Below are 12,923 nucleotides of genomic sequence, written 5' to 3'. Positions count from 1 at the left end.
CTGCGGCGACGGCTCGGCCCCGTCACCGGCCGCCGGCCCCTCGCGCCGGCGGGACTTGCCCAACGGCCCTACGGACCCGGCGGGAGCGGCGATACCGGCCTCGCCGAAGGCGCCGACCGGACCGGCGGGCCCGCCAGGCTCGGCCCCGTCACCCGCCGCCCGCCCGCCGCGGCGGAGGGAGTTGCCCAACGGCCGTACAGACCCGGCCGGAACACCGGTGCCGGACAGCGGCTCCCCGGCCTCGCCGAAGGCGTCGGCCGGACCCGTGGGGTCGTCACAGCCATCCGTCGGTCCGGGCGAATCGGCGAGACCGGCCGAGCCGGCCGGACCGTCGGAACCGCCCGTCGGGTCGGGTCGCCGGCCGGGGCCGTCAGGTTCGGGCGCGCCGGACCGACCCGGCGGGAGCACGGGGCCGGGCCCGGCGGCACGTCGCCGCCCGGCGTCGGGCTCACCGTCCTCGCCCCGTGCCGCGGTCACCGGGAGTCCGGGGCCTTGGGCTCACCGCCGAGCGTGTAGCCGTCGAGGCATGACTGGGCCAGTTGTTCGCAGGACGCCGTGTCGCCCTCCCACACCTGCTGCATCAGGTAGACGTGCGGCGCGCCGTGGTAGAAGCGCTCGTACTGCTCGTGGCGGGAGGCGAACTCCGAACCCAGCGCGTCCCAGGCGAGTTTGAGGAGTTTGACGCGGTCCTCGGACGAGTGCCCCGGGGCGCGCATGTAGCGCCGTACCAGCGGGCCCAGCTCCGGGTGGAGCAAGTCCTCGCCCGAGGCGGGCAGTTGGATCACTCCGCCGCCCGCCAGGAGCTTGATCTCCTGCACCGCCTGCGGATACAGCTCGCCCGCCATGATGCGCTGCGCGAACGAGATGTCCTTGCCCGGCATCACTCCGCCGCGCCCGCCGTCGACCTGCTCGTGGCTCGCCTCGGCGGCCAGTACGAACGCCTTCGCCTGGGCGACCCTGCCCAGCAGCCGGCCGATCGCCTGGGTGACGGGCGGCAGTTCGTACGTCCCGTTGGACTTCGTCAGCAGGATCGCCAGCCCGGCGAGGAATTCCAGCTTGGTCCAGAAGCGCGTCGCGGCCTGGTGCACGAAGTTCACGTACGCCGGTGTCCGCCACCACATCCCGAAGCTCGCGTCGACGTTGCGGTAGGTGAGCACGTTCTCCCACGGGACGAAGACGTCGTCGCAGACGAGCAGCGCGTCGTTCTCGTCGAACCGTGACGACAGCGGGTTGTCGAAGACGCTCCGCGCCCGGCCCTCGTAGGAGACGCGCGAGATGAAACTTAGCCCCGGTGTGTCGACCGGGATCGAGAAGCAGACCGCCCGGTCGACGTCCCGCGGCGCGAGCGGTTCGATCGTCCCGACGATGACCTCGTTGCCGAAGACCGCCGCCGTGCCGATCATCTTCGCGCCGCGTACGACGATCCCGCCGTCCTTCTCGGCGACCACCCGTACCACCGGGTCGTCGTCCGCCGTGCCGCCCGCCGCGTCGAAGGGGGTGCGCGCCCCCTGCGGGTTGGTGATCGTGAACGTCGGGTATAGGTCGCCGTCGGCGAGCCGCCGGTGGTACGCGAGCGCGTTCGCCGCACCGTCGAACCCGTCGGTGGTGAAGACGTCCGGCGCGGCGGCGAACCCCGCCGCGCCACCGGCCATGTAGTCCGGCGTACGCCCCAGGAAGCCGAAACCGGCCTCGGCCCAGACCTTGTACGCCTGCCGCCGCGCGACCAGGTCCTCGTAACCGCGGGGCACGGCGAACGCGCGGTGCGCGCCGTCGCGCGTGAGGACCGGCGTGTGCGCCGAGTCGTGCGAGAGGTCGTAGAGCCGGGCGATGGATCCCGCCGTGTTGCGGAACGCCGGATGCCGCGTGATGTCCCCGACCCGCTCGCCGTCCAGCCATATCGACCGGCCGTCGCGCAACGACTCCAAATACTCCTGGCCCGACCTGGTCAACACTTCTCCTCAACGGATCAAACGAATCCTGCGACGGACGAGACACACGAGGCACACCGGGAACAAACGGAACGGCACCCCCAACGTTGAGAGCCTTTCCTGACGCAAGCGAGGTCAGCAATGAACGACCGTCCAGCGGTCCTTAATAACCGGCCAGACCGCGACCTCGGCGCCCCCTACGCGGCGGGCACCGCACCGCTCCTGTACTCGCCCGGCGTCCTGTCGAACCACTTGCGAAAGGCAAGATGGAAACCGACCGCGCTGCGGTAGCCCACCCGCTGCGGCACCGCCGACTGCGGCAGTGACGTCTCCCCCAGCAGCCGTGCCGCCTCCTGCATCCGACGTCCCGTCAGATGCCGGGCCGGGGCCTCCCCCACCAGTTCGCGGAAGGCCGCGGTGAAGGCCGATCTGGACATGCCGACCTCACGTGCCAGCGACTCGATCGTCCACGGCTCGGCGAACCGCGTCGCGATGATCACCATCGCCCTGCTGATCCCCGGATGGTTCAGGACGGGCAGCGACGCCGGATTGTCCGCGATCTCGCGCAGCAGCGGGCGCAGCGCCAGGACCAGCGCCATCTCGAAGGCGCGCAGGGTGATGAGGCGGTCGCCGGGGCCGACGGGGCGCTGTGTCGAGGCCAGCAGCCGCAGCGTGTCGCGGAGCAGCGGCTCGTTGTCCACCTGGGTGCGGTCGAGGACCAGCGCCCACGGCAGCGCCGAGTAGAGACCGGTGGCGGCGCTCGCGTCGTAGTGGAGTCCGGCGCAGAGCAGCCGGCTCTCCGGACCGCCGCCCTCGATCTTCAGCTCCCCGGAGGTCCCGGGCAGCCGCTCGGGCAGTACGGCGCCGAGGCGCAGGGCGCCGCCCCGGTCCGCCCGGTCGGCGATGCGGTGCGCGGTGCCGGTGGGGAAGACCGCGAGATCGCCTTCGCGAAGTTCCAGCGGCTGCTGGCCCTCGCCGCTGACCCAGCAGCCGCCCTGGACGATGTAGTGGAGGATCGCGCAGCTCTGCTCGGCGTCACCCTCGATGGCCCACGGCGCGCTGACGTGCCAACGGCTGTCGAAGACCCCCGTGAGCCGGAGCGGCTTCAGCAACTCGCTCAGGAGGTCGTCACTTTCGGTCTGGATGGGCTCCATCGGTTCCATGGACGATCCTTCAACCCCCGCCCCGGTTTGTTAATTGATCGGCCGAAGCCGCCGCCACCAGCCTTGTGAGAGAGCCGTCATCGACAGCAGACACACCCTACCGAAGGGCCTTCAGACACATGTCCGATCAGATTCCGATGCGTGTGGCCGTCGTGGGGGCGACGGGCTTCCAGGGCGGTGCCGTCGCCCGTCTGCTGGCCGAACGCGGACAGCGGGTCCGTACGCTCACGCGTGCCGCCGAGGCGGACCGCCCGCCGCTGCGCGGCGCCTCGTTCGTCGGCGGCGACCTGGCCGATCCCGTCGATGTGCGGCGGCTGATGCGGGGCGCGACGCACGCCTCCGTAATGATGCCGCTGGTGTACGGGACGGAGCAGGTGCGGCGGTACGCCCGTAACATCGCCACCGCCGCGCGCGAGACCGGGATCCAGCGAATCGTCTACAACGCCAACACCCGTATCCCCGCGCAGTCGACGAACGTCGCCGCCTTCGAGACGCGCCGGATCGCCGAGGAGGAACTGCGGGCGAGCGGTGTGCCGTTGGTGGTGCTGAGGCCGCCGGTCTATCTGGACAACCTGTTCAGCCCGTGGAACGGTCCGGCGCTGGTCACCGAGGGCGTACTGGCGTATCCGCTGCCCGCGGGCACCACCGCGGCCTGGATCTCGCACCGGGACCTGGCGGAGGCGGTCTTCGCGGCGCTCACCGTGGACGGTGTGGAGGGCGAGACCTTCGACATCGGCGGGAGCGAGTCACTGACCGGTGACGAGCTGGCGTCGGCGTTCGCGACCGGGCTCGGCCGCGAGGTGCGGTACCTGCCGCTGCCGCCGACGGTGTTCGAGCAGGCCCTCTCCCAGGTCGCCGGTGCCGAGGCGGCGGCCGGGGTCGCCGGTATCTACCACTACATGGCCACGGGCACCGATCCGCTGCTGATGGCGGGCGACGGCGGCCGGACGGCGGACGCGCTCGCCGTCAAGCCGGCGCCGGTGGACGAGTGGGTGACGCGCCAGCCGTGGCAGGTCTGGTCGACGGAGGCGAGCTGACGCCCCCGGGCACCCCCCACTCACCCCCGGCCCGTCCCTGTCCCTGGTCCTGTCGCCGGTCCCGGTCCTGTCGCTGGTCCACCCGTTTCCTCCTTCCCCCGATCCCGTCCCGTTCTCGCGGAGCCACCCGTGCGGCTCCGCGGGGACGGGGCGTTTGCCTTTTCTGGCCGATTACGGCCACGCCTCCAGAGTTCCCCAGGTCTTAACGGGGCGGCGGATTGTGGACCGGAACATCGGGGGAAGGCTCATCCGGTACGCAAGGACCACGCTCGTTTCACCCGATTACCACCGCTATTGGAGTGAACGCGGACAGGAGCGGCCATGCCCGCAGCCCGCCAGTCACCGACAGAGCAGCTACAAATAACATCAAACTCCGGCGAAAGCCCCTATTCAGCTCCACCTGTCATGCCTGCCACGCCCGCTCAGCCCTCAGGTGATCTCATGATCGGTCGCATTCCCGTCCTGGACGTACGCCCTCTCGTCAACTGCGGCAAACGCCCGGCCAAGGCGGTGAGCGGAGAGACGTTCCAGGTCACCGCGACCGTCTTCCGCGAGGGCCACGACGCCGTCGGCGCCAACGTCGTCCTGCGCGGCCCCGACGGCCGGCCGGGCCCGTGGACCCCCATGCGCGAACTGGCCCCCGGCACCGACCGCTGGGGCGCCGACGTCACGCCGACGTCCGAGGGCCGGTGGACGTACAAGGTGGAGGCGTGGAGCGATCCGCTCGCCACCTGGCGCCACGCCGCCCGGATCAAGATCCCGGCCGGTATCGACACGGAGCTGGTCCTGGCCGAGGGCGCCGCCCTCTACGAACGGGCGGCGGCCGGTGTCCCCAAACGGGACGGCCGCGAGGCGGTCCTCGCCGCCGTGGACGCCCTGCGCGACGAGCGCCGGCCCGCCCAGGACCGGCTGGCCGCGGCCCTCACCCCGGAGGCCGACGACGCCCTCTCGCGCCACCCGCTGCGCGAGCTGGTCTCGTCGTCGAAGCCGGTGAAACTGCTGGTGGAGCGCGAGAGAGCGCTGTACGGCTCCTGGTACGAGCTGTTCCCGCGCTCCGAGGGCGCGGTCGTCACGCCGGGCGAGCCGCCGGTCAGCGGCACGTTCAGGACCGCAGCCGAGCGGCTGCCCGCCGTCGCGGCCATGGGCTTCGACGTCGTCTATCTGCCGCCGATCCACCCCATCGGCACCGCGCACCGCAAGGGCCCGAACAACACGCTCACCGCCGGGCCGCACGATGTCGGCGTCCCGTGGGCCATCGGCTCCGCGGACGGCGGCCACGACGCGATCCACCCCGACCTCGGCACGATCGAGGACTTCGACGCCTTCGTGGCGAAGGCGGCCTCGCTGCGCATGGAGATCGCGCTGGACTTCGCGCTCCAGTGCTCCCCCGACCACCCCTGGGTGAAGGAGCACCCGGAGTGGTTCCACCACCGCCCGGACGGCACGATCGCGTACGCCGAGAATCCGCCCAAGAAGTACCAGGACATCTATCCGATCGCCTTCGACCGCGACATGGACGGTCTCGTCGCGGAGACCCTCCGGGTGCTGCGGTACTGGATGGACCACGGTGTGCGGATCTTCCGTGTCGACAATCCGCACACCAAGCCGGTGGTCTTCTGGGAGCGGGTGATCGCCGACATCAACGAGTCGGACCCCGATGTGATCTTCCTGGCCGAGGCGTTCACCCGGCCCGCCATGATGCACACCCTGGGCGCGATCGGCTTCCAGCAGTCGTACACCTACTTCACCTGGCGCAACTCCAAGCAGGAGCTCACCGACTACCTCACCGAGCTCTCGGGCGAGGCCGCGTCGTACATGCGGCCGAACTTCTTCGTCAACACGCCCGACATCCTGCACGCCTATCTTCAGAACGGCGGCCGTCCGGCATTCGAGGTACGCGCGGTACTCGCCGCGACGATGGTGCCGTCCTGGGGCGTCTACGCAGGGTATGAACTCATGGAGAACGCCCCCGCGAAACCCGGGAGCGAGGAGTACCTCAATTCGGAGAAGTACGAGCTGCGCCCCCGCAACTGGGAATCGGCGGAGCGAGAGGGACGCACCATCGCCCCGCTCATCACCGCGCTCAACCGGATCAGACGCCGGCACCCCGCGCTGCGCCAGTTGCGCGACGTCCACTTCCACCACGCCGACAACGACGCGGTCATCGCGTACAGCAAGCGGTCGGGCGCGGACGTCGTGGTGGTCGTCGTGAACCTCGATCCTCACCACACCCAGGAGGCGACGGTCTCGTTGGACATGCCGCGGCTCGGCCTCGACTGGCACGAGACCGCCCCGGTGCGCGACGAGCTCACCGGAGAGATCTACCACTGGGGCAGGGCCAACTACGTGCGCCTGGAGCCGGGTGTGACACCCGCGCACATCGTCGTTCTGCGACCGTCCCCGCCGATCGGAGGGTCACCCACAACATGATCATCAATGAGCCCGTCCACGACCTGTTCGAGGACACTCCCGCGAAGGACCGTGACCCCGACTGGTTCAAACGAGCCGTCTTCTACGAAGTCCTGGTGCGCTCGTTCCAGGACAGCAACGGCGACGGCGTCGGAGACCTCAAGGGCATCACCGCCAAACTGGACTACCTCCAGTGGCTCGGTGTCGACTGTCTCTGGCTGCCGCCGTTCTTCAAGTCCCCGCTGCGCGACGGCGGTTACGACGTCTCCGACTACACCGCCGTACTGCCCGAGTTCGGCGACCTCGCCGACTTCGTGGAGTTCGTCGACGCCGCCCACCAGCGCGGCATGCGCGTGATCATCGACTTCGTCATGAATCACACCAGCGACCAGCACAACTGGTTCCAGGAGTCCCGGAAGGACCCCGACGGGCCGTACGGCGACTACTACGTCTGGGCCGACGACGACAAGCAGTTCCCGGACGCGCGGATCATCTTCGTCGACACCGAGACGTCCAACTGGACCTTCGACCCGGTCCGCAAGCAGTACTACTGGCACCGCTTCTTCTCCCACCAGCCGGACCTCAACTACGAGAACCCGGCCGTGCGCGAGGAGATCATCTCGGCGCTGCGCTTCTGGCTGGACCTGGGCATCGACGGTTTCCGTCTCGACGCCGTGCCGTACCTCTACCAGGAGGAGGGCACCGACTGCGAGAACCTCCCCGCCACCCACGCGCTGCTGCGCGAGGTCCGCGAGATCTGCGACACGCACTACCCGGACACCGTGCTGCTCGCCGAGGCCAACCAGTGGCCGGAGGACGTCGTCGACTACTTCGGCGACTACGCCAAGGGCGGCGACGAGTGCCACATGGCGTTCCACTTCCCCGTGATGCCGCGGATCTTCATGGCCGTACGGCGCGAGTCCCGCTATCCGGTCTCGGAGATCCTGTCCAAGACCCCGGCGATCCCCACAGGTTGCCAGTGGGGCATCTTCCTGCGCAACCACGACGAGCTGACGCTCGAAATGGTCACGGACGAAGAACGCGACTACATGTACGCGGAGTACGCCAAGGACCCGCGGATGCGCGCCAACATCGGCATCCGGCGCCGGCTGGCCTCGCTGCTGGACAACGACCGCAACCAGATCGAGCTGTTCACCGCCCTGCTGCTGTCGCTGCCCGGCTCCCCGATCCTCTACTACGGGGACGAGATCGGGATGGGCGACAACATCTGGCTCGGTGACCGCGACGCGGTCCGCACCCCGATGCAGTGGACCCCGGACCGCAACGCCGGCTTCTCGTCCTGCGACCCCGGCCGGCTCTACCTGCCGACGATCATGGACCCGGTCTACGGCTACCAGGTGACGAACGTCGAGGCCGCGATGGCGTCGCCTTCGTCGCTGCTGCACTGGACCCGCCGCATGATCGAGATCCGGAAGCAGAACCCGGCCTTCGGACTCGGCTCGTACACCGAACTGCCCTCGACGAACCCGGCGGTGCTCGCGTTCCTGCGCGAGGCCCCGTCACAGGACGGCGAAGGCGACGACCTGGTGCTCTGCGTGCACAACTTCTCGCGCTTCGCACAGCCCACCGAGCTGGACCTGCGCGCGTTCAGCGGTCGCCACCCGGTCGAACTGATCGGCGGGGTGCGGTTCCCGGCGATCGGCGACTGGCCCTATCTGCTCACGCTGGCGGGCCACGGCTTCTACTGGTTCCGGCTCAGGCAGGACCCCACACCCGGCTGACGACGGGCACTTCGGGCCGGCGCGATCCGACCGGTCCGAACGCAGGTGCGGGGCGGTCGGTTACGTCCGCCCCGCACGGGGCACCATCCCCGACATCGAGTCCGTACGTACGAACCGACTCACGGTCCGGGCGGACTCCCGCGCCGGGCGGGCTTTCGGTCCGTACGGGCCATCCTCACCCGACACGTCCCGCACAGGCCGGACTCCGTTGCCGCAATCCGGGACACTCTGCGCATCCTGTGGTGTGCCCCGGGGAAAGGACGCGATGCCATGTCGAAGGCTGCATCCACCCGGAGCTCACCACGTTCCGGCGCCGCGCTGCCACCCGCGGGAGCCGGGAGACTGATCGACTCACTCGCCCCCCTGCTCCACGAGTGGCTGCCGCGGCAGCGCTGGTTCGCGGGCAAGGGCCGGCCGATCACCGGCTTCTCGGCGGTGGCCGCCACCGAGCTGATGCCTCCCGACACCCACGGGCAGGGGCCGGGCCTCCTCCATCTGCTGGTCCGTGTCGAGCAGCGCTCCACCCCCGACCCGGACGCGCCGGCGGTCCCCGTCGCCCCCGCCGACGACTGCTACCAACTGCTGATCGGCGTACGCCCGGCCCTGCCGCCGGAGCTCGCCGCCGCCCGTATCGGCCCCGTGGGTGAGGGGCCGCTGGCCGGCCGGGTCGTCTACGAGGCGCTGCACGATCCGCGCCTGGCCGATCTTCTGCTGGAGCAGCTGCGCTCCCCCGGGGCCCTGGGCCCGCTGCGCTTCGACCGCGCGGTCGCGATCCCGGCCGGACTCACACCGCGGCTGCTGGGCGCGGAGCAGTCGAACTCGTCGCTCGTCTACGGCGAGAAGTACATCCTCAAGATCCTCCGCAGGGTCTTCCCCGGCGCCAACCCCGATCTGGAGCTGCCGCTCGCCCTCGCCCGCCAGGGCAGCCGACGCGTGCCGTCACCCGTCGCCTGGTTCGGGGCGGTGGACGCGGACGTGGGCGGCGGGGCGGGACCCCAGTCGCTGACGCTCGGGGTGCTCCAGCCGTTCCTGCGCGACTCCGAGGACGGCTGGCGGCTCGCGCTGCGCGCGCTGGCCGACGGGCGTGAATTCACCGGTGAGGCACGGGCGCTGGGGCGGGCCACCGCCGAGGTGCACCTGGCGCTGGCCGCCGCGCTGCCCACCGTCTCGCTCGGCCCGCACCAGACGGCGAATCTGGCCGAGGCCATGTCCGGGCGGCTGGACGCGACCGCGCAGGCGGTGCCCGCGCTGCTGCCGTACGTCGGCGGGCTGCGGACCGCTTTCGACGCGCTGGCCCGCTCCGGGAGCGGTCCGGACGACGCGGAAGGGACGGCGGCCGGAGGCGGCTCCGTGACACGGGCGCAGCGTGTGCACGGCGATCTGCACCTCGGTCAGACGCTGCGGACACCGGACGGCGAGTGGTCGCTGATCGACTTCGAGGGCGAACCGGCCCGGCCCCTCACCGAACGCCGCCGTCCGCAGCCCGCGGTGCGCGATGTCGCGGGCATGCTCCGCTCGTTCGACTACGCCGCCCGTAACCACCAGCCGTGGAACCCCGGTTGGGCGGAGCGCTCCCGGTCCGCGTTCTGCGACGGCTACGCGGAGGCGACGGGCACCGACCCGCGCGAGGACGCCGCGCTGCTGCGGGCATACGAGACGGACAAGGCGGTGTACGAGGTGCTGTACGAGGCCCGGAACCGCCCCGACTGGCTCCCCGTCCCGATGGCGGCGATCCAGCGGCTGGCCGGCCACCGTCCCTGACATCCGTCACGCGACACCGAACCGCCGACACCGAAGACCGGTGGGCCGACCCGTCGGCCCACCGGCCCCGAGACCCCCGTCGTCCCCGCCGAGGAGGCAGCCCCAGTGACCGCCCGCCCGCCGTCCGAGAACCCGTCAGAGCCACAGCCCCAGCGCCCCGCCAACGGCGTCCCGGCCCCCGCCGGCCCGCGCCGCAAGCGCGACGAACCCCCGGCGAGGGGGGCGAAGGAAGCCAAGCAGGCGAAGGACACCAAGTCCGGCGGGGCCGGGAAGGCGGCGAAGGCCGCCAAACCGGAGAAGGCCGAGAAGGCCGCGCGGGCCGAGAGGGCGGGTGGCACGGGTGAGACGGGCAGAGCCACCGGCGGACCCGCCGCCGGAGAGTCCGCCGCCGGGTCCGCGAACGTGCCGGAGCCGTCCAAGGCGACGAAACCGCGCGAGGAGGCCGGTGGTCGTGTCGCGCGCCCCGCCCCGCCGGCGGAGGCCGACCGGCACCGGCTGCTGAGCGGCGGGCACCACGACCCGCACTCCGTGCTCGGCGCCCACACCGGCGAGGGCGGTGTCGTGCTGCGGGCACTGCGCCCGTACGCGAAGGGTGTGACCGTCGTCGCCAAGGACCTGCGGGTCCGACTGCACGACGACGGCGACGGGTTCTTCTCCGGCGTCCTGCCGTGGCGCGAGGTCCCCGAGTACTCCCTCCTGGTGCGCTACGGTCCCACGGCCGAGGAGGGCGCGGCCGGCGCCGGCGAGACCGACGAGCTGGAGGTGCACGACCCGTACCGCTTCCTGCCCACCCTCGGCGACCTCGACCTGCATCTCATCGGCGAGGGCAGGCACGAGGAGCTGTGGAACGCGCTCGGCGCCCGCCCGATGGTCCACCAGGGCGTCACGGGCACCCGCTTCACCGTCTGGGCGCCGAACGCGCGGGGTGTGCGGGTCTCGGGTGACTTCAACTACTGGGACGGCACGGTCTATCCGATGCGCTCGCTCGGCTCGACCGGGGTGTGGGAGCTGTTCGTGCCCGGTGTCGGCGAGGGCGCGCTCTACAAGTTCGACATCACCCGCCCCGACGGTTCGCACACGCTGCGCGCCGACCCGATGGCCCGCCGCACCGAGGTGCCGCCCTCGACGGCGTCGATCGTCACCGAGTCGCACCATGTGTGGCACGACGAGGAGTGGCTGGCGCACCGCGGCGAGGTGCCGGCGCACGAGGCGCCGTTCTCCGTGTACGAGGTTCATCTAGGCTCCTGGCGACCGGGACTGACATACCGTCAACTCGCGCTCCAGCTCCCCTCGTACGTCAAGGACCTGGGCTTCACCCATGTCGAGCTGATGCCGGTCGCCGAGCATCCCTTCGGCGGTTCCTGGGGCTACCAGGTCACCGGCTTCTACGCCCCCACCTCCCGGATGGGCACGCCCGACGACTTCCGGTTCCTGGTGGACACGCTGCACCGCGCGGGCATCGGCGTCATCGTGGACTGGGTGCCCGCGCACTTCCCCAAGGACGAGTGGGCGCTCGCCCAGTTCGACGGCAGGCCGCTGTACGAGCACTCGGACCCGTCCCGCGCCGAGCATCCCGACTGGGGCACGCTGGAGTTCGACTTCGGCCGCACCGAGGTCCGCAACTTCCTCGTCGCCAACGCCGTGTACTGGTGCGAGGAGTTCCACATCGACGGCCTGCGGGTCGACGCCGTCGCCTCGATGCTCTATCTCGACTACTCGCGCGAGGCCGGTGAGTGGACACCGAACGAGCGCGGCGGACGGGAGAATCTGGACGCGGTCGCCTTCCTCCAGGAGATGAACGCGACCGTCTACCGCCGCTGCCCCGGTGTCGTCACGATCGCCGAGGAGTCCACGGCCTGGGACGGCGTCACCCGTGCCACGCACCACATCGGACCGGGCGGCTTCGGCGGTCTCGGCTTCGGCCTGAAGTGGAACATGGGCTGGATGCACGACTCCCTGGACTACGTCTCCAAGGAGCCGGTGCACCGCAAGTACCACCACGGCGAGATGACCTTCTCCATGGTCTACGCGTACAGCGAGAACTACGTCCTGCCGATCTCGCACGACGAAGTGGTCCACGGCAAGAGGTCACTGGTCTCCAAGATGCCCGGTGACTGGTGGCAGCAGCGCGCCAACCACCGGGCGTACCTCGGCTGGATGTGGGCGCATCCTGGCAAGCAACTCCTCTTCATGGGACAGGAGTTCGCCCAGGGCGCGGAGTGGTCGGAGAGCCACGGCCCGGACTGGTGGCTGCTGGACCCGTCGTACGCGGCGGAGGCCGACCACCGGGGCGTACGGGACCTGGTGCGCGATCTGAACGACGTCTACGGCCGGACCCCGGCGCTCTGGCAGCGCGACACCGTTCCCGAGGGCTTCGCCTGGGTGGAGGGGGACGCCGGGGAGGACAACGTGTTCGCGTTCCTGCGCTTCGACGCGCGGGGCGAGCCGCTGCTCGCCGTGTCCCACTTCTCGCCGGTGGTGCGGCACCAGTACCGCATCGGTGTCCCGGAGGGAGTCTCGGGCTGGACCGAGGTCCTGAACACCGACGCCGGGCGGTACGGCGGCGGGGACGTGTTCAACGCGGACACCCTGAAGCCGGAGGCGGTGCCCGCGCACGGCCGCCCGGCGAGCATCCAGCTCACACTGCCGCCGCTGGCGACGCTGTGGCTGAAGCCGGTGTGACCCGCCGCCCGCGCGTCCCGGCCGGGCGGCGCTCAGCAGGGTGAGGCGGCGCGCGGCGTCCCGGCGGACGTCTTCGCGGGCGTCCCGGTGTGCGTCCCGGCCTGCTTCCCGGGGGGGGGGGGGGGGGGGGGGGGGGGGGGGGGGGGGGGGGGGGGGGGGGGGGGGGGGGGGGGGGGGGGGGGGGGGGGGGGGGGGGGGGGG

At 71.2% G+C, this 12,923-nt stretch carries 7 protein-coding genes; 5 read left to right on the top strand and 2 right to left on the bottom strand.

Annotated features, from left to right (window positions below):
- Positions 1-473 precede the first annotated feature (473 nt).
- Both ACZ61E_RS19325 and ACZ61E_RS19320 read right to left on the bottom strand, forming a co-directional pair.
- Complete coding sequence (locus ACZ61E_RS19325; RefSeq protein ID WP_469700893.1) at positions 474-1,949, bottom strand: 4-hydroxyphenylacetate 3-hydroxylase family protein; 1,476 nt, start codon at positions 1,947-1,949, stop codon at positions 474-476.
- Positions 1,950-2,125: 176 nt separating this feature from the next.
- Positions 2,126-3,091, bottom strand: a complete 966-nt coding sequence (locus ACZ61E_RS19320) for an AraC family transcriptional regulator (protein WP_469700891.1) — start codon at positions 3,089-3,091, stop codon at positions 2,126-2,128.
- A 119-nt stretch (positions 3,092-3,210) separates the two neighbouring features.
- On the opposite strand from ACZ61E_RS19320, the gene ACZ61E_RS19315 reads away from it, so the two are divergent.
- The 5 genes from ACZ61E_RS19315 to glgB all read left to right on the top strand — a co-directional run bounded on the left by ACZ61E_RS19315 (position 3,211) and on the right by glgB (position 12,722).
- Positions 3,211-4,128, top strand: a complete 918-nt coding sequence (locus ACZ61E_RS19315) for an SDR family oxidoreductase (RefSeq protein WP_469700890.1) — start codon at positions 3,211-3,213, stop codon at positions 4,126-4,128.
- Between the two features lie 441 nt (positions 4,129-4,569).
- Positions 4,570-6,558 carry an alpha-1,4-glucan--maltose-1-phosphate maltosyltransferase gene (locus ACZ61E_RS19310; protein WP_469700889.1) on the top strand — a complete coding sequence of 663 codons (1,989 nt, stop codon included), beginning with the start codon at positions 4,570-4,572 and terminating at the stop codon, positions 6,556-6,558.
- Positions 6,555-8,279 (top strand): maltose alpha-D-glucosyltransferase, encoded by a 1,725-nt coding sequence (treS, locus tag ACZ61E_RS19305; protein WP_469700888.1) that lies wholly within the window; start codon positions 6,555-6,557, stop codon positions 8,277-8,279. Before ACZ61E_RS19310 ends, treS begins: the two co-directional genes overlap by 4 nt.
- Before the next feature lie 270 nt (positions 8,280-8,549).
- On the top strand, positions 8,550-10,040 hold the full coding sequence (locus tag ACZ61E_RS19300; RefSeq protein WP_469700887.1) for a maltokinase N-terminal cap-like domain-containing protein: 1,491 nt from the start codon (positions 8,550-8,552) through the stop codon (positions 10,038-10,040).
- Between the two features lie 105 nt (positions 10,041-10,145).
- Positions 10,146-12,722, top strand: a complete 2,577-nt coding sequence (glgB, locus tag ACZ61E_RS19295; protein WP_469700886.1) for a 1,4-alpha-glucan branching enzyme — start codon at positions 10,146-10,148, stop codon at positions 12,720-12,722.
- Positions 12,723-12,923 lie beyond the last annotated feature (201 nt).

It is taken from the genome of Streptomyces sp. NPDC104581 (genome assembly GCF_055583685.1).
Note: the sequence above shows the minus strand (reverse complement) of the source record. Positions and strands in the feature narration are given on the sequence as shown.